Here is an 18,350-nt window from a genome sequence, read left to right as displayed (position 1 = left end):
ATGTCCCGGAATGCGCGCGGAGCCGGGGGCGAACGATGCTGCTTGACGTACTGCTGGGGGCGGCCGGCGAGGCGCCCGGCCAGGTCGTCGTCCACGTGCGGGGCGACGGCGGCGAACGGGTCGTCACCCACGCGGAACTCCGCGACGAGGCGCTGCGGGTCGCGGGCGCGCTGCTGCGCGAGGGCCTCGCGCCGGGCACCCCGATCCCGCTGGTCGCCGAGCGCAGCGAGGAGTTCCAGCCGCTCTTCTGGGGGCTGGTCGCCGCCGGGCTGGTGCCGGTCCCGCTGGCCCCCGACCCGCGCCGGGTGCGGCCGGTGTGGGAGCTCCTCGGCCGCCCGCCGATGGTCGCCGGCGAGCCTCCGGTCCCGGAGGCGCGGGTGCTCTCCCCCGCCGCGCTGCTGCGCGGGGAAATGGCCTTGGATCTGCCGGTACGGTCACCGCACGACGTGGCGTTCCTCCAGTTCTCCTCCGGCAGCACCGGAGACCCGAAGGGCGTCGAGCTCACCCACGCCGCCGTCGAGGCCAACCTGGCCCAGATCCGGGCCGCCGCCGCGATCACCGCCGACGACGTCTCGGTCAGCTGGATGCCCTACTTCCACGACATGGGCCTCATCGGCACCCACCTCGCGCCGCTGGCGGCCCGCATCAAACAGGTCAAGCTGGGCCCGCTGGCCTTCGCCAAGCGCCCGGCCCTGTGGCTGGAGACGGCCGCGCGCCACCGGGCGACCGTGCTGACGGCGGCGAACTTCGCGCTGGCGCTGGTCGAGCGGCGGGTGCCCGACGACGTGATCGCCCGGCTCGACCTGTCGAGCGTGCGGCTGATGCTGGTCGGCGCCGAACCGATCTCGCCGCGCGTCTGGCGCGCGTTCCTGGCCAAGACCGGCTTGCCGCCCCACGTCCCGCAGCCCGTCTACGGCCTGGCCGAGGCGACGCTCGCGGTGACCGTGCCGCCGCCGGGCACCACGGCCGAACCGCTGGTGCTCGACCGGCGGGCGCTGGCCGAGGGCCGGGTCGAGCTCACCACCCCCGGCCCGCACGCGGTCGAGCTGATGGACGTCGGCGTGCCCGTGCCGGGCTGCGAGGTGCGCGTCGCCGGAGACGACCCGGTCGGGCCCATCCAGGTACGGGGCCCGCAGGTCGCCCGCGGCTACCACGGCGGCGCGCGGTTCGGCGACTGGCTCGACACCGGCGACCTGGGCTTCCTGCACGAAGGCCGGTTGTGCGTGACCGGCCGCGCCAAGGACGTCGTGTTCGTCAACGGCGCCACCTTCCACGCCGCCGACCTGGAGGAGGTCGCGGCCGGGGCGGCGACGGGACCGGCGGCGGTCGTCGGCACGACGGGCCTCGATGGCGAGCGGGTCGTGGTGTTCGTGCGGGCCCCCGCGCCGGCCGAGGTCGTGGGCGAGGTCCGGCGGCGGGTCGCCGAGGCGTGCGGGCACGACGACGTCCGGGTGGTCGCGGTGCCGTCGACCGCGTTCACCCGCACGACCAGCGGAAAGTTGCGGCGGTCGGTGCTGCGGGCCCGGTTCGAGGCCGGGGAGTTCACCCCGGCCCCGCGCTCGCGCAGTGACGTCGAGGCGGCCGTCACGGCGATCTGGGCCGACGTGCTCGGCGTCGCCGAGGTGGGGCCGCACGACCGGTTCGCCGCGCTGGGCGGTTCGTCGCTCACGGCGATGCAGGTGCTGGCCGCCGTCGAAGACCGCTTCGGGGTGACGCTGCGGCCCTCCGACGTCCGCGACCACGACACGGTCGCCGCCCTGGCGGCGCACCTGCTGACCCCGCCCGCCGCGGCCCGGCCGCTCATGGGGAGGGCCGGCGGATCGCCTGTCGCGATCACCGGGATGGCCTGCCGGTTCCCCGGAGCCGACACCCCCGAGCGGTTCTGGGAGCGGCTGGAAGCCGGCTACGACGCCGTCACCCCGATCACCCGCTTCGACCACCCGGGCCACGGCGGCTTCCTCGGCGACCCGGCCCTGTTCGACGCCCGCTTCTTCGGCCTGTCCGACGACGAGGCCGCCGCGACCGACCCCCAGGCCCGCCTGCTGCTCGAACTCGCCCACGAAGCGCTCGAACGCGCGGGCTACGCGGGCCCGCGCCGCCACGGCCGCCGCATCGGCGTGTTCGCCGCGGCCGGGGAGAGCGGCTACCGGGAGATCCTGGAAGCGGCCCACGGCCCGGCGGGCCTCCCGGCCGAGGCGCTGACCGGCAACCTGCCCAATCTGCTCGCCGCGAGGGTCGCCCACACCCTCGACCTGACGGGCCCGGCGCTGGCCGTCGACACCGCCTGCTCGTCGGCGCTGGTCGCCCTCCACCTGGCCCGCCGCAGCCTCCAGCAGGGCGAATGCGACCTCGCGGTGGTGGCGGGCGTCAACCTCACCCTCACCCCCGCCGGCTACCGCGCGCTCGGGAAGACGCGGGCGCTCTCCCCGTCGGGCCGCTGCCACGCGTTCGGCGCGGCGGCCGACGGCTTCGTCCCGGGCGAGGGCGGCGCGGCGCTGGTGCTGGCCCGGCTCGACGACGCCGAACGGGCCGGCGACCCCGTCCTGGCCGTCGTCAGGGGCACCGCCGTCAACAACGACGGCCGGTCGCTGAGCCTGCTCGCCCCCAACCCGCTCACCCAGCGCGAGGTCATCACCCGCGCCTACGCGGAGGCGGGCGTGGACCCGGCCGAGGTCACGTACATCGAGGCCCACGGGACGGGCACCCCGGTCGGCGACCCGATCGAACTGCGGTCGCTGCGACACGCCTTCCCCACCGGCACCCGCCTGCTCGGCTCGGTCAAGACCAACGTGGGGCACCTGCTCAACGCGGCGGCGATGCCGAGCCTGGTCAAGGTCGTGCTGGCGCTGCACCACCGGAGAGTGCCGCCGTCGCTGCACGCGACCCCGCCCGCCGACGGCCTCGACGGCTTCACCGTCCCCTCGGAGCCGGTCGAGTGGCCGGCACCCCGCACCGCCGGGATCAACGCCTTCGGCTTCGGCGGCACCAACGCCCACGCCATCCTGTCCGAACCCCCCGCTTCTTCCATCGAACCCACCGTCCACGAGGGACTCACCCTTCTGACGCTGTCGGCATGGAGCGCCGACGCGCTGCGCCGGGCGGCCGCCGACCTGGCCGCCTTCCTCCCCGGCCACGAGGCCGACGTCTGCGCATCGGTCGCGCAGGCCCGCGACGACGGCCCCCACCGAGTGGCGGTCGTCGCCGACGGAGACCTGCCCGCCCGCCTGGCGACCGCCGAAGCCCGGGTGGCGGGCCCGCGCCCCCGCCTGGTTCTGCTGCTCCCCGGCCAGGGCGCCCAGGGCTCCGGCCCCGACCTCTACCGGCACGCCCCCGTGTTCCGCCAGGTCGTCGACGAGGCATCCGACCTGGTGGGCCCGGTCGGCGGACGCACCCTCAAGGACTGGTGCGCCGATCCCGCCGCCGAGATCGTCCGCACCGACGTGGCCCAGCCCCTCCTGGTCGTGTACGGAATCGCGCTCGCCCGCCAACTGCGCGCCTGGGGCGTGACCCCGGACGCCGTGGCGGGCCACAGCGTGGGCGAACTCGCCGCCGCCTGCGTGTCCGGCCGGCTCAGCCTCGCCGACGCGGTCACGTTCGCGGCCGAACGCGGCCGCCTGATGCACGACCTCTGCCCTCCTGGGGCGATGGCGGTCGTCCCAGATGACACCGACCTGCCGCCGGGGGTGACGGTGGCAGCGGTCAACGCCCCTGGCCGGATCGTGGTAGCCGGTTCCGTGGCGGCGGTCGAGCCGTTGGGCGGCCGCCGTCTCGACGTGGCGCGGGCCTTCCACTCGCCGCTGATGGAACCGGCACTTGCCCCGCTGACCGAGGCGGCGGCCAAACTCACCGTCAGTCCGCCGGAAATCCCCTTGATCAGCACGGTCACCACCGAATGGAACCCGTCGTTCGACCCGGCCTACCTGCGCGACCACGCCGCCCGCCCGGTGCGCTTCGCCGACACGATCGACCGGCTGATCGCCGAGGGCTACAACACCTTCCTGGAGCTCGGCCCTTCCCCTGCACTCAGCGGCGCGGTGCGAGCCGTGTCGGATGCGGCGGCCACACCGGTGACGACGATGGCGGCCGGACACGAGGGCGGCGCGCGGGCCCTGCTGGAAACGGTCGGCGCACTCTGGCAACGCGGCCTCCCGATCGACCGCACGGCCATGGACCGGGGCCGGACCCGGGTGGCGGTGCCGACGTATCCGTTCGAACGCCGCCGCCACTGGCCGTCGTCGCGGCTGCTGCACCGACTGGTCTGGCACGAACGACCGGTCGACGGTCGGCGGGTGACGGTCGGCGGGCTGGCGGAGGCGCTCGACGCTCCCAGATCGACCGTCCTGACCAGCGGCGACGTCACGATCCTCGTGGCGGGAGCGCCCCGGCGAGCGGAGTCGGCCGACGCGCTCGACGCGATGCACCGGGACCTGACGTCGGCGCTGCTGAAGCTCGACGTGAAGCGGCTGCTCATCGTCACCCAGGACGTGCATGTCGACCGGCCCGAGCAGGCGGTGCTCGAAGGTCTTGCGGCGGCCCTCGCCCAGGAGACGGGCACCGAGATCAGAGTCGCCGACCTGGCCTCCCGAGAGCCCGTGGAGCAGCGGATGGCAGCGGTCGAGCACGAGGTCGCCGACCTGACCTCCCGCAAGCCCGTCGAACAGCGAGTGCCTGCGGTCGAGCACGAGGTCGCCGACCTGACCTCCCGCGAGCCCGTCGAACAGCGAGTGGCCGCAGTCGAGCACGAGATCGCCGACCTGACCTCCCGCGAGCCCGTCGAACAGCGAGTGGCCGCAGTCGAGCACGAGGTCGCGGCCCGAGATTACGGGGTCATCGCCTGGCGCGGGGGCAGGCGGTGGGAGCGGGAACTGGAAGCCGTCGTCGCGGCCCGGCGGGAGCTGCCACCCGATGGGGTCTATCTGATCACCGGCGGGGCGGGCGGGGTCGGGGCCGTGCTCGCGCGGGATCTTGCCGACCGGGGGCGGCCCACGATCGTGTTGGCCGGGCGGTCGGCCCGGCCGCCTGCCGGGCTGCTTGCCGACCTGCGCTCCCGGGGGGCGACCGTCGAGTATCACGCCGCCGACGTGTCGCGGGAGGCCGATGTCGAGGCGTTGCTCGCGCGGTTGCCCCGGCTCGACGGGGTGTTCCACGCCGCCGGGGAGGTGAGTCCCGGTGCGTTGCGGAGCAGGTCGGCCGAGCAGGTCGTGGCGGGTATGGCGGCCAAGACCCGGGGCGGGCATCTGCTCGCCGAAGGGCTGCGTCGGCATCGGCTCTCGCCGGTCGTTTGTGTCGCGTTCTCGTCGGTGTCCTCGGTGCTGCCTGGGCTGGCCGGGGGCATCGGTGGCTACGCCGCTGCCAACGCCTACCTCGACGCGTTGTGCCGGGCCGAGCAAGGGCCGTGGATCTCGGTGAACTTCGCCGCTTTCGCGGAGGTCGGTCTGGCCGCTCGTGCCGGGGTCACCCAGGGGGCGCTTGAGCCTTCGGCGGCGTTGGCCGCGCTGCGCGCGGCGATCGGGTCGGGGGGCGCGCAGGTGGTGGTGGCCGATCTGGCCGCCGTACCGGAACCGGCTTCTGGGCCGCCCTCCGGTGAGGTGCGGACGGTCATCAGGAGGCTGGTCGGGAGCGCCCTCAAGCGGGACGACCTCGGGGACGACGAGTCGTTCCTCAGCCTCGGGCTTGACTCGCTCACCGCTGTCGACCTGGTCAAACGTCTGGAGAAGGAGCTCGGCCGTTCGCTGCCGGTCACCTTGTTCTTCGAGTTCCGCACCCTGCGCGAGTTGTCGGCCCATCTCGACGGCGGCGGGGCGTTCCCGCTCACGCCGACGCAGGTCGCCTTCCAGACGCAGCAGCGCCTCTATCCCGAAATTTCGGCGTATGGGTATGTCCGCCAGACCATCACCGGCCCCCTCGACACCGCCCGGCTGCGGGCGGCGCTGGAGTTCCTCGTCGACCGGCACCCGATGTTGCGGTTGCGGGTCGACGCCGACGGCACCCAGTCGGCCGAACCGGCGGGACGGCTCTTCTTCGAGGTGCGCGACACCGACGACCTCGACGCCCTCGAAAGCGACCTCCGCAACCGCCCCTTCGACCTCACCCGCGAGGGTCCGCTGCGCGCCGTGGTCGCCCGGACCCCCGCCGAGACCCACCTGGTCATCGTCGTCAGCCACCTCGCCGCCGACGGCTTCAGCCTGAACGTGCTCGGTGACGAGCTCTGGGCCGTCTACACCGCCCTGTCACACGGCACCACCCCGGTCCTGCCGCCGCTGCCGACGACCTTCGCCGAATACGCCGCCGCCTCCGGACCGGCGGGCGCGGGCGATCTGGCGTACTGGACCGGGGTTCTGGAAAATGCCCCCGACCTGCACCTTCCCTACGACGGCGACCCGGACGGGCCGCCGCTCGACGCCCTTCAGGTCGCCCTCACGCCGGAACGGTCGGCGGCGCTGAAAGCCATGGCGGCGGCGCACGGCGTCTCGCTGTTCCATCTGCTGCTGGCCGCTTATGTGCGCTGCCTCGCCCGTTGGAGCGGGGGCGGCGGCGTCGCGGTGAACGTCGCCAGGGCCCGGCGCGAGATCCGCCTCGCGGGGGTCGAGCGGCTCGTCGGGCCGCTGGCCGACACCTTGCCGCTGGTGGCCGACGTGCGGCCGGGCGAGTCGCTGCCCGAACTGGCGGCCCGGTTGCGGGATCTCTGGCGGGACGCCGAACGCCACGCCTCCCCGACCTCCGTCGATCTGGCCCGGTTGCTGCCCGCTTCGGGCGGACCGCGCACGGCGAGCCCCGCCTCGTTCAGTTTCGCCCGTTTTCCCGCCACGACCGATCCGGGTTGTCCGGTGGACGCCGTCGCGACCGCCGCCGGGACCGCCTCGGCGGCGACCCGGTTGAGCCTGTTGTGCTGGGAGTCGGGCGGTGAGCTGCGGTTCTCGTGGAACTTCCCGTCGCGGTCGTTCCGCCGGGCGACCGTCGGCCGGCTGGCCGCCGAGCATCTGGCCGAGCTGTCCGTGGCGGAGAGTCCGGGGCTGGCGGGGCGGTTGCGGGCGCAGTTCCGCGCCACCCCCGACGCGGTCGCGGTCGACACCGGGACGGCCCGGCTGACCTACGGCGAGCTCGACCGGCGGTCGGCCGCGCTGGCCAACCGGCTGCGCGGGGCCGGGGACCTGATCGGGTTGATGACCGAACCCGGGATCGACACCGTCGTCGGGCTGGTCGGCATCGTCCGCGCGGGGGCGGGCTGGGTGCCGCTCGACGCCGCCCATCCGGAGGCGCGCCGCCGCGACCAGCTCGCCCGCTGCGGGGTGACGACGGTCGTCACCGACGTGTCGGGCGAGGGGTCCTATGACGCTCCGGACGTCTCGGCCGACGCGACCGCCTACGTCATCTTCACCTCCGGTTCGACCGGGCGGCCCAAGGGCGTGCCCATCACATGGCGGTCGGTGGAGAACTACCTCGACTGGGCGCTGGCGACGTTCGGCTACCACGCGGGCGACCGGCTGGCCCAGACGGCGTCGATCTGCTTCGACGCCTCGGTGCGGCAGCTGCTGGCTCCGCTGCTGGTCGGCGCGACCGTGGTGACGTTCACGCGGGAGGAGGTGCGCGACCCCGCGCTGCTGGCGGGGCGGCTGCGTGACGTCACGGTGTGGAGTTCGGTGCCGAGCCTGTGGGCGCGGCTGCTGGACGAAGGGCCCGTCGAGCACCGGCTGCGCTGGATCCACGTCGGCGGCGAGGCGCTGCCGCCCGAGCACGTGCGCCGCTGGTTCGACCTCTACGGCCCCGGCGCCCGCATCGCCAACCTCTACGGCCCGACCGAGTCGACCGTCAACACCACCTGCCACGTCATCGACGAACGGCCCGCCGACGACGTGACCACGATCCCGATCGGCCGGCCGATCGCGGGCACGTTCGTCGAGGTGGACGATTCGGGCGAACTCCTCATCGCCGGAGCCGGGCTCACGCCCGGTTACCTTGACGACCCCGGCACGGCGTTCGTCGAACGCGACGGCGTGCGGTGGTACCGCAGCGGCGACCGGGTGCGGCGCGACGCCGATGGCGACCTGGTCTTCGTCGGGCGGCTCGACGCGCAGGTCAAGGTACGCGGCCACCGCGTGGAGCCCGGGGAGGTCGAGGCGGCGTTCCACACGCATCCGGAGGTCGCGCGGGCCGCCGTGGTGCTGACCGGGGAACGGCTGACCGCCTTCGTCGAGCCCCGGCCCGGCCGCGACCCCGATCCCGTCGCGCTGCGCCGGCACCTGGGGGCGACGCTGCCCTCGTACATGATCCCGGCCCGGATCGAGATCGTGACCGCGCTCCCGCAGACCCCCACGGGCAAGATCGATCGCCGCGAGCTCGACGGCACGCCGCCCGCGACCCCGACCGAGGAACTGGTCGCGGAGGTGTGGCGCTCCCTGCTGGAGGTGCCGCGCGTGTCGCGGGAGGACGACTTCTTCGCCCTCGGCGGCGACTCGATCCTGATCCTGCGCGTGTTCGCCCAGCTCGCCGAGCACATCGGCACCCTGCCGCGCCCGACGGTCGTCTACGAGCACGGCACCCTCGAAGCGCTGTCCCGGGCGATCGACGAGGCCGACCCCGCGCCGTTCGTGCCCGCGGCCGCCGACGGCCCGTTCCCGCTGACGCCCGCGCAACGCGGGTTCCTGCTGTCGGACCAGGCGTGGCTGGCGACGCTGCGCGTGCACGGGCGGGTCGACCGCGAGCGGTTCCAGCACGCGGTCGACGCCTGCGTGGCGCGGCACGGGATGTTGCGCACGCTGTTCCCCGGCGACGTGCAGCAGGAGCTGCCCGGCAGCCTGCGCCTGCCCGTGATCTTCGAAGAGGCCGCCGATCCGGCCGCCTCGATCGCCGCCGAACGGGGCCGGGTCTTCGAGCCGTGGGCGTGGCCGCTGCTCCGGCTCCGGCTCGTGACCTTGAATCCGGAGGAGCACGTGCTGGTCGTGCACGCGCACCATCTGATCGGCGACGGCTACAGCGCGGCGCTGCTGGGGCGCGAACTGCTCGCCGCCTACGACGGGATCGAGTCGCCCGCGCCGCGCAGCACCTTCCGCGACCACGTGGCCCGGCTGCGCCCGCCCGGGGATGAGCGGGAGGCGTACCTCAAGCCCGCGGTTCCGCCGGGACCGGACCGCACGACGGCCTTCACCGTCGACGCGACGGAGTCGCGGCGGGCCGCCGCCGAGGCGGGCACGACGTTGTTCGTCGCGGTGCTGGCCGCCTACCACCGGGCGCTCACGGCGTTCACCGGCCACGACGACCTGATGCTCGGCGTCGCCGTGTCCGGCCGCGACGACGCGCCGCCCGACGCCCATTTGGTGTTCGGCCCGTATGCGCACGCGGTGCCGGTCCGGCCCGCCGCCGGAAGCCTGCGGGCGGTGGCCGAGGAGGTGACGGCCGCCCGCTCGGCGAACACCGGGGACATCAGAGCGGCCCAGTTCTTCTTCACCTACCTCGATTTCACGGCCTTGGGGCCGCTGGAGGGCCGCAGCCTCCGGCTGACCTGGGACCTCGACGGGGAGATCGCCCCCGTGGGCGCGCAGACCTTCTTGTCGGTACGGCCCACGCCGGAGGGCGACCTCCGACTGGTGCTGCGAACCGCCGTGGCCGAAGCGGACCGTTTCGAACGCCTCCTGAGGGCCGAACTGCCACCCCCCGCCGACGGCCGGCCACTTGTGAGCCCAGTACTCTCGCACGCCGGGAGCACAACGCCGGCCAGCGACCTGGCATCGATCGGCCAGGTGCGCCCTGGCGCCGAAGAAGCCATCCCGACCCCGCGTGCCGAGACCGCGGCCCTGGACGCCGCCCTGGTCGGCTATCTGCCCCCCTTCGAGCATGTTCGGGCGCTCGCCCCGAATGCCACCATGACCAGGGAAGACGTGCGCGCCCTGCTCTTCCCCCACGGCCGCCCCCGGCTGGCCGAGGAACTCGACACCCCGCTCGGGCGGTCGGGCTTCGTCTGTCTGCCGTTGTTCGCCGACGAGCTCACCCACACGCCAGACCTGGCGGCCCGGACCGCCGACGCCGTCGAGCACGCTGCCGCCCTGGGCGCGCGGACCGTCTCGCTCGCCGGGATGATCCCCTCGCTGACCGGCTACGGCTTCGACGTCGCGCGGCGGACCGGTGTGCCCGTCACCACCGGTCACGCCGCCACGGCCGTCTCGGTGGTCCTGACCGTTCAGAAGGCGCTGGCGGGACGGCCGATCGGCGACCTGACCGTCGCCTTCGTCGGGCTCGGGTCGATCGGCCGGTCGGCCCTCGGCTTGATGCTGACCGTGGCCGGCCGCCCGAGACGGCTGCTGCTGCGCGACGACGCGGCCCCGCTTGAAAACCTCCACCCAGACGCCGAGAGCTGCGACGCAGACCAGGTCTACGAAGCCGACCTGATCGTCGCCGCCGTCAGCGGCCACGACCTCGTCATCGACGTCGACCGGCTGCGGCCCGGCACGATCCTCGTCGACGACTCCTTCCCCCACTGCTTCGACGTCCAGAAGGCCCGCGCCCGCCGCGACGTCACCGTCGTCGGCGGCGGCCTGCTGTCGATGCCGGGCATCGAACGACGGCTGACAGTGGACGTCCCCGCCCCCTGGTTGCCCGGCACCATCGCCTCCTGCCGCCTGGAGTCCCTCATCCCGGGGCTGAACCCCGTCCACGGCCTGGTCGACACCGGCACGGCCCTGGCCTGCCGGCGCGCGATGACCGAAGCGGGAGTGGAGGCCGCCCCGCTCCACCTCGCGGGCGAATGGGTCTAGACGGCCGTGACGGCGGCCAGTTCCCGGTGCACGGTGGGCCGTTCGACCTCGTCGACCACCGCCGCCGCCAGGTCGGCGTAGCCGAACGTCGTGTCGCCGGGCGCGGTGAGGCCGCCGACCCGGTGCCGCCCGGTCGGCGGCTCGTCGTCCAGGAAGACGGGCGGCGGGGCGAGCACCGCCCAGTCGAGCGCCGACTCCCGCAGCACGCCGAGCTCCTCGACGTGCCCCATCGTGAAGGCCCGCGCGTCCTCGGGGAAGCCGGGCGTCTCGTACAGCGGCACGCCCTCCGGCGTCTCCAGCGTCGTGCCGATGCCGATCGCCACCAGCCGGGTCACCCCCGTTCCGGCCAGAGCCGAGGCCGCCCGGGGGAAGAAGCCCGGTTCAGGGCTGCCGGCCGCCATCACGACCGCGTCGTGCCCGCCGACCAGGGCGGCCACCGTAGACGGGTCGGTGACGTCGCCGACCGTCCAGTCGCCCGGACGGTGGGAGACGCCGGTCACCTCGTGCCCGCGGGCGAGCGCCTCGGTCACGATCCGGCGGCCCGCTCGGCCGCCCGCTCCGAATACCACGATTCTCATGGGGCGTGACGTTAACCTGCGCACCCTTGGTTTCCGCAACGATACTCACGTACCCTCCCGAACGTGGCAGAGCCTCTCGACCCCGACATGTTCGCCGGGTGCGCACCCGTCACCTCGCCCGTGCGGATCGGCGACAAGTGGACCGCGAAGATCATCCGCTGTCTCCAGGACGGGCCCCGGCGCTACTCCGAGCTGAAGGTCCCGCTGACCGGCATCACGCCGAAGGTGCTGACCGAGTCGCTGCGCTCGATGGAGCGCGACGGGCTGCTGACCCGGACCGCCCATCCGGGCATCCCGCCGAAGGTCGTGTACGAACTCTCGCCGCTCGGCCACTCCCTGGTCGAGCCGCTCGACACGATGTGCGCGTGGTCCCGGGCCAACCTCCCGAAGGTGCTGTCGGCCCGGGACTCCTACGACGTCGGCTGAGCGTCAGCCCCGGCCGTTCCCTGGCGACGTGTCCGGCTGGTCGCCCTGGTTCGGTCCGCCCGGATTGTTCGGGCCCTGGTCATCGGGCCCGCCGCCACCCGGTCCGGGGTCGTTCTGCCCCGGGTCCTGGTTGCCCGGACCCTGGTTGCCCGGACCCTGGTTCCCCTGATCCTGGTCTCCCTGGTCCCCGCGCCCCGGGCGGTCGTCGCTCGGGTCGGTGGTGCCGGGGTCGGTCTGGTCCCAGCCGTCCGGCGGGCGCTGGCCGTAGTCGTCCCACGGCTGCTCGCCGTACGGGTCGTCCGCCCACGGGTCGAAGCGTTCCTGTACGCCGAACCGCGCCTGGTCGATCGGCGTGAACGGCGTCGCCGGGATCCCCTCCAGGGCGGCCGTCATGGTCGCCTTCCAGATCGGGCCCGGGACGGTCGCGCCGAACACCGAGCCGTACCAGCGGCCGCCGATCGTCACGTTGTTCAGCTTGTGGGTGATCGCGCCGCGCGGGTCGGCGAGACTGACCGCGCCGGCCAGGTCGGGGGTGAAGCCGGCGAACCAGGCGCTCGACTGGTTGTCGTTGGTGCCGGTCTTGCCGGCCGCCGGACGGCCGATGCCGCCCACGCTGCGCATGGTGCCCTTGGTGAAGACGCCCGACAGGATGTCGGCGGCGGCGTCGGCCACCTCGGCCTCGATCGCCTGGTTGCACTCCGGCGTGAACGAGGTCTTCTCGCCGTTGCGGTCGGTGATCGCGGTGATGGCCATGGGCTTGCAGTACTTGCCGCGCGCGCCGATCGCCGCGTAGGCGTTGGCGACGGTGACCGGGTCCATCTCGTTGATGCCGAGCGTGAAGGTCTCGTACTCCTGGAGCTTCTTGCCGTCGGCGCGCTTGATGCCGAGCGACTTGGCCGTCTTGACCGTCTCGCACAGGCCGACGCGCTCCTCCAGCGTCAGGAAGAACGTGTTGACCGAACCCCACGTCCCGGTCTGGAGGGTGGTGTAGCCGGGCGAGCCCTCGTCGTTGGTGACCGCGTGGCTCGGGTCGCCGACGGCGTTGCCGGCGCAGTCGGTGAACGCCGAGGGCGACGGCGCGGTGTACGACCCGCCGACGGTGAACCCGTCGCTCAGCCGCATGCCCTGGCCGAGCGCGGTGAGCAGCGTGAACGTCTTGAACGTCGACCCCGCCTGGACGCCGCCGAGCCCGCCGTGGGCGCGGTCGGCGACCACGTTGTAGTCGAGGTTGTCGCGGCTGGCGGCCATCGCGCGGATCGCGCCGCTGCCGGGCTCGACGAGCGCCTGGGCGGCCACCGGGCCGTCCTTGGGTCCGACGAACGCCTCGATGCCCTTCTGGGCGGCGTCCTGCATCTTCGGGTTGAGGGTGGTGCGGATCGTCATGCCGCCCTGCTTGAGGGTGCGCTCGCGATCTGCCCGGGTCTTGCCGAAGCGTTTGTCGGCCAGCACCTCCGCGGCGACGTACTGGCAGAAGTAGCGGTAGTCGCTGGTCTCGCAGCCGCCGGGGATCGGCACGCCCTTGTAGCCGAGCTTGCTCTTCTTCGCCTTGGCCGCCTCGGCGGGGGTGATCTTGCCGAGTTCGGCCATCCGGTCGAGCACGACGTTGCGGCGGGCGACCAGCGCGTCGCGGTTCTTCTTGCCGCCCTCGGGGTCGGTGGACGTCGGCAGCCGGACCGCCGCCGCCAGCGTCGCCGACTGGGCGAGGTTCAGCTTGGCCGCCGTGACGCCGAAGAAGCGTTTGGCCGCGGCCTGGATGCCGTGCGCGCCCGCGCCGAAGTAGGCGATGTTCAGGTACTTCTCGAGGATCTGGTCCTTGCTGTACTTCTCCTCGACCGACAGCGCGTAGCGCAGCTCGTTCAGCTTGCGGACGTAGCTGGGCGCGAGCGCGGCCTCCTTCTGCTCCTCGGTGGTGGCGCTGTTGAGCAGGACCTGCTTGACGTACTGCTGGGTGATGCTGGAGCCGCCCTGGGCGACGCCGCCGGCGCTGAGGTTGGCGGCCAGGGCGCGGATGGTGCCTTCGAGGTCGATGGCGCCGTGCTGGTAGAAGCGGTCGTCCTCGATCGCCACGATCGCGGTGCGCATGATGGGCGCTACCTTGTCGACGGTGACGTTCTCGCGGAACTGGTCGTAGAACTGGGCGATGCGTCTGCCGTCGGCGTCCAGGAGCGTGGTCTTCTCGGCCAGTGGCGGTTCGGCCAGCTCCATCGGGCTGAGGTCGATGGTCTCGGCCACGCCGCTGAGGGCGATCCCGGCCGGGAGCGCGAGCCCGGCGGTGATCACCCCGGCCGCGATCCCGGCGACGAGCAGGCCGGGCATGTTACGTAGGCGCATCAGAGTTTCCCGAGGCCACGTGCCGCGATCGTGGCGGTCCTGGCGACGACGGAGTCGTCGGCGGCGGCGTTCCTGTCGGTGCGGTTGGTGTAGATCGCCATGATGATCGGCTTCTTCGACCCCTTCGGCCAGATGATCGCGATGTCGTTGGCGGTCCCGTAGGTGCCGCCCGTCCCGGTCTTGTCGCCGACCCGCCAGCTCTTGGGCAGCCCGGCCCGGATGCGCTTGTCGCCGGTCTCGTTGGCGACCAGCCAGCCGGTGAAGATCCGGCGGTCGCCCGCGTCGAGGGCGTCACCCGCGGCGAGGTCCCTCAGGTCGCGGCCGACGGCGGCCGGGGTGGTGGTGTCGCGGAGCTCCCTGGGGCTCCAGCGGTTCAGGCCGGGCTCGGTGCGGTCGAGCCGCGACACGTGGTCGCCCAGGCCGCGGAAGTACCTGGTCAGGCCCTTCGGGCCGCCGACCTGCTTGAGCAGCAGGTTCGCGGCGGCGTTGTCGCTCTTGGTGACGGCCGCGCGGGCGAGCGCGGCCACGGTCATGGACGACCCGACGTGCTTCTCGACCTCCGGCGAGTAGTCCACCAGGTCCTTCTTCTTGATCGAGATCCGCTTGCCGAGGATGTCGGGCTTCTTGTCCAGCACGGCCGCCGCGAGCACCGCCTTGAAGGTCGAGGCCAGCGGGAAACGCTCGCCCGAGCGGTAGGCGATCGTCTTGCCGGTGGCGGTGTCGATGGCGTACAGGCCGATGCGGCCTTTGAACGAGGTCTCCAGCGCGCGCAGATCCGCGACCGCCGAGGTCGGCGGCGCGGTGACCGCGCCGGAGAGCAGGGCGAGGGACATCACGAAGGAAAGCATGCCGAGGAGTCTGTTCTGTCAGCGTAAATACCGTCAAAGACACTTGAAGACTACATTATGCATTCATGACATAATTCCTGGTCGTGGACCTCCTCGCGGCCTGGAGAGTGTTCGTCAACGTCAGCGAACGCGGCAGCTTCACCGAAGGCGCCGCCGCCTCCCAGGTGCCCCAGCCCGTGGCCAGCCGCCGCATCGCCGCGCTCGAACAGCACCTCGGCGCCAAGCTCTTCGACCGCTCCGCGCGGGGCGCGCTGCTGACCGACTTCGGCCGCGACCTGCTCCCGTCGGCGCAGCGCCTGGTGCGGCTCGCCGACGACATGGAGTGGGAGGCGGGCCAGGCCCGGCTCAAGCCGCTGCGGCTGGCCGTCCCGGAGATCTGCGCGGTCCGCGACCTGGCCCTGCTGACCGTGGAGGCCCGGCAGGAGGGCGTGCACCTCGACGTGGTCGCCGCCGCCGCCGGGATCAGGGCCGAGCTGGCGCGCTCCCGCGAGGTCCGCGCGGCGCTGGTCGCCACGCCGGAAGACGGCGCGACGTGGGTGGTCGACCTGGGCCTGGCCGGCGTGGCGGGTCCGCCGGGTCCGGTCGTGTACGTCGAGAGCCTCCGGCCCGCCCGCGCCGACAGGTCGGGCCGCAGACCGAGGATCTGGATCCAGCCGGAGGACGACGTACCGCACATCAGAGACCGCCTGTTCCGGATCAGGGACGCCGCCGGCCTGCTGCCCTCCCAGGTCGCGGTCGCGCCCTCGCTGGTGACGGCCGCCGCCGAGGTGACGGTCTCGGCCGACCTGCTGCTCTGCTCGCCGCGCCAGGCCGCCGAGCTCGGGCTGGACTGGCGGCCCGTCGGCGAGCTGCGCCTGCCGCGCGGGTACGCTGTGGCCTCCGCCATCGGGGACGACGCCGAGCGGGTGCGGGGATGGCGTCGGGTGGCCGCCTGCCTGGGGGTTGACGCGTGATCCGCAACCTGCGCCGGATGCTCGACGAGGGCGGCCTGCGCGGCTCCTTCCTGGTGCGCGACCTGCGTACCGGCGAGGAGATCGGCATCGACCCCGACGACGAGTACACCACCGCGTCGCTGGTCAAGATCCCGCTGGCGGCGGCCACCCTCGACCGGGTCAGGCGCGGCGAACTCGACGGCGCGATGCGGCTGACGGTCGGCCCCGGCGCCCGCCACTCGCCCGGCCCGACCGGCACCAGCCGGTTCCGCCACCCGGCCGAGATCGCCGTCGACGACCTGCTCCTGCTGACCATGACGGTCAGCGACAACACGGCCGGCGACGCCCTGTTCGAGCTGACCCCGCCCGCGATGGTGGCCGCGTACCTCGACGACCATGGGCTGCGCGGCATCTCGGTCCGCCACACGCTGCGCGACCTGACCGACAGCCCGGTGCAGGCGCTCGGCGGCCATCTGGCCCACGTGCTGGCCATCGAGGGCGCCACCGCCGGACGCGGCCACCCGGTCCCCGAGCTCGACGTGACGCGGGGGTCGTCGGGGTCGGCCCGCGCGTTCGTCGACCTGCTGGCGGCGTTGTGGCGGCCGTCGAAGATCGACCCCTGGGTGGCCGGGCGGGTGCGCGAGCTGATGGGCGACAACGTGCTCCGCCAGCGGCTGGCCCCCGACTTCACCTCCGACCTGACGACCTGGTCGTCCAAGACCGGCACGATGCTCAACCTGCGCCACGAGGTCGGCGTGGTGGAGCACGCCGGCGGCCAGGTCTACGCGGTGGCGGCGCTGACCGAGTCGCGCGTCGCGGCGGTCAGGCAACCCGGGGCCGAGGCGCTGATGGCTCAGGTGGCGCGGGCGTTACGGGATGAAATCCGGTCGCGCTGACGCCGGTCGCCCTGTCACGATCGCGGCAAATGAGCACCCGACTGCGGGCCGTCGCCCGCGAGACCATGGACATCGTCGAGAACGGCGGATACCGGGGGCCTTCCGGCCGCTGGGTCGAGGTGGCCGCCGACCCGTCCCTGACCCGCCTCCACCTGCCCGAAGAGCCTTTGCACCGGCACGGCGATCGCACGCCGCTGATCGAGGTGCGCAACCAGACCACGCTCCAGGGGGCCCGCGAGGTCGGCGGCGACCCGGCCTGCCTCGTCTTCGCCTCGGCGAAGAACCCCGGCGGCGGCTTCCTGAACGGCGCGAAGGCGCAGGAGGAGGACGTGGCCCGCGCCTCGGCCCTCTACGCCTGCCTGACCGCCGCCCCCGCGTTCTACCGCTTCCACCGCGAACAGGGCGATCCGCGCTACAGCGACCGGGTGATCTACTCCCCCGGCGTGCCGGTGTTCCGCGACGACCAGGGGACCCTGCTCGACGAGCCCTACGAAGTGGCGTTCCTGACCTCGGCCGCGCCCAACGCGCGGGCGATGGGGCGGACTCAGCCCGCGCTGCTGACCGCGCGGGCCGCGCGGGTGCTCGACGTCGCCGCCGCGCACGGGCACCGGCGGCTGGTGCTCGGGGCGTGGGGCTGCGGCGTGTTCGGCAACGACCCCGCGACGGTCGCCGCCGCCTTCGCCGCCGCGCTCGCCGGTCCGCAGCCCTTCGACCACGTCAGGTTCGCCGTGCTCGACCGCCACCCGGCCACCCCGACGTTCGCCGCGTTCGCGGCGGCCTTCACCGGCTGACCAGCACCAGAACGGCCGCCAGCACGACCAGCAGCAGCACCACGAGCGGCCCGGTCAGCCCGGCCGCACGGGAGGGCCGCTTCCCGCGAACCTCCCCGGTCGCGCCGTCGACGGTGAACCGCCAGGTCCGGCCGTCGAGCAGATAGGTCCCGGTCCAGTACGGCAGCAGGACCAGATCCCCGTCGATCGCGGCATACGTGGTGACGACGGAGTGCAGCCGCCCGTCGTCGCCGCCGACGTCGGCCAGGCAGGCCGCCCTGACCTTCGGCTTCACCGAGGTCTTGGCCTGGTCGAGCGCCTGGTCGGGCGGGACGGTGTAGCGCGGCGTCTCCACGCCCGACAGGTATTCGGCCCGGAACGGCACCGTCGCCGCCGGCAGCCGTCGCGTCGCGAGGTCGCGTACGCCCGGCACCAGAACGTCGGCGAACCGCCGCCCGACCGTGCCGCGCGCGGCGGTCCAGCGGGTCCGCCGCACCTGGCGGCTGCGCCCGTCGCCGTCGGTCTCGGCCTGGTAGTAGTGGTCGCCGCGCCGTCCGGCGTACCGGGTGACGGTCTCCAGGTCGAACACCCAGGCGGGCAGGAAGGTGGCCCGCATCGAGGCGGCGTCCGACACCCGGGCGGCCGCCCACCGGTCGAGGGCCGTCGAGGCGCGCCGCCGATCGACCGCGAACGGCACCACCGCCCCGGGCCGCACCTCGCCCCCGAGCTCCCTGACGATCGGCGTCTCACACGCCGGGCACCGCGACGACAACAACGCGGGCGTGGACGCGGTCGCACACCGGGGACACACCACCCGATGC

At 73.7% G+C, this 18,350-nt stretch carries 9 protein-coding genes; 5 read left to right on the top strand and 4 right to left on the bottom strand.

All coding sequences use genetic code 11. From position 1 onward, the window contains the following. Nucleotides 1–35: 35 nt before the first annotated feature. On the top strand, nt 36–10,748 hold the full coding sequence (locus tag AW274_RS23825) for a hybrid non-ribosomal peptide synthetase/type I polyketide synthase (RefSeq protein ID WP_062436441.1): 10,713 nt from the start codon (nt 36–38) through the stop codon (nt 10,746–10,748). Here AW274_RS23825 and AW274_RS23820 read toward each other — a convergent pair. Next, complete coding sequence (locus AW274_RS23820; protein ID WP_062436439.1) at nt 10,745–11,326, bottom strand: NAD(P)-dependent oxidoreductase; 582 nt, start codon at nt 11,324–11,326, stop codon at nt 10,745–10,747. The genes AW274_RS23825 and AW274_RS23820 overlap by 4 nt on opposite strands. A 63-nt stretch (nt 11,327–11,389) precedes the next feature. On the opposite strand from AW274_RS23820, the gene AW274_RS23815 reads away from it, so the two are divergent. Then, nucleotides 11,390–11,752 (top strand): winged helix-turn-helix transcriptional regulator, encoded by a 363-nt coding sequence (locus AW274_RS23815; RefSeq protein ID WP_232320313.1) that lies wholly within the window; start codon nt 11,390–11,392, stop codon nt 11,750–11,752. A gap of 3 nt (nt 11,753–11,755) precedes the next feature. On the opposite strand, the gene AW274_RS23810 is transcribed toward AW274_RS23815, so the two are convergent. Beyond that, nucleotides 11,756–14,083, bottom strand: a complete 2,328-nt coding sequence (locus AW274_RS23810) for a transglycosylase domain-containing protein (protein ID WP_083974731.1) — start codon at nt 14,081–14,083, stop codon at nt 11,756–11,758. Beyond that, nucleotides 14,083–14,931 (bottom strand): class A beta-lactamase, encoded by an 849-nt coding sequence (gene bla / locus AW274_RS23805; protein WP_062436436.1) that lies wholly within the window; start codon nt 14,929–14,931, stop codon nt 14,083–14,085. The genes AW274_RS23810 and bla overlap by 1 nt, the downstream gene beginning before the upstream one ends. 83 nt (nt 14,932–15,014) lie before the next feature. Between bla and AW274_RS23800 the strand changes: the two genes are divergently transcribed. The 3 genes from AW274_RS23800 to AW274_RS23790 are packed head-to-tail and all read left to right on the top strand — an operon-like array spanning nt 15,015 to nt 17,550. After that, entirely contained in the window at nt 15,015–15,884 is an 870-nt protein-coding gene (locus AW274_RS23800) for a LysR family transcriptional regulator (RefSeq protein ID WP_062436434.1), read from the top strand. Nucleotides 15,885–15,901: 17 nt separating this feature from the next. Next, the gene (locus AW274_RS23795; RefSeq protein WP_062437876.1) at nt 15,902–16,759 is read left to right on the top strand and encodes a serine hydrolase; all 858 of its coding nucleotides are present in this window, start codon (nt 15,902–15,904) and stop codon (nt 16,757–16,759) included. 29 nt (nt 16,760–16,788) lie between these two features. Continuing rightward, complete coding sequence (locus AW274_RS23790; RefSeq protein ID WP_062436432.1) at nt 16,789–17,550, top strand: TIGR02452 family protein; 762 nt, start codon at nt 16,789–16,791, stop codon at nt 17,548–17,550. On the opposite strand, the gene AW274_RS40520 is transcribed toward AW274_RS23790, so the two are convergent. Further along, nucleotides 17,540–18,340, bottom strand: coding sequence for a PepSY domain-containing protein (locus AW274_RS40520; protein ID WP_157520684.1), 801 nt, complete (start codon nt 18,338–18,340; stop codon nt 17,540–17,542). The genes AW274_RS23790 and AW274_RS40520 overlap by 11 nt on opposite strands. Nucleotides 18,341–18,350: the final 10 nt, after the last annotated feature.

Source organism: Herbidospora daliensis (genome assembly GCF_001570585.1).
GTDB classification, from domain to species: Bacteria; Actinomycetota; Actinomycetes; order Streptosporangiales; family Streptosporangiaceae; genus Herbidospora; species Herbidospora daliensis.
Note: the sequence above shows the minus strand (reverse complement) of the source record. Positions and strands in the feature narration are given on the sequence as shown.

Coding starts and splice junctions, on each gene's coding strand:
- AW274_RS23825 (WP_062436441.1), top strand. CDS start 36: ATGCTGCTTGACGTACTGCTGGGGGCGGCCGGCGAGGCGCCCGGCCAG.
- AW274_RS23820 (WP_062436439.1), bottom strand. CDS start 11,326: ATGAGAATCGTGGTATTCGGAGCGGGCGGCCGAGCGGGCCGCCGGATC.
- AW274_RS23810 (WP_083974731.1), bottom strand. CDS start 14,083: ATGCGCCTACGTAACATGCCCGGCCTGCTCGTCGCCGGGATCGCGGCC.
- bla (WP_062436436.1), bottom strand. CDS start 14,931: ATGCTTTCCTTCGTGATGTCCCTCGCCCTGCTCTCCGGCGCGGTCACC.
- AW274_RS23795 (WP_062437876.1), top strand. CDS start 15,902: ATGCTCGACGAGGGCGGCCTGCGCGGCTCCTTCCTGGTGCGCGACCTG.
- AW274_RS23790 (WP_062436432.1), top strand. CDS start 16,789: ATGAGCACCCGACTGCGGGCCGTCGCCCGCGAGACCATGGACATCGTC.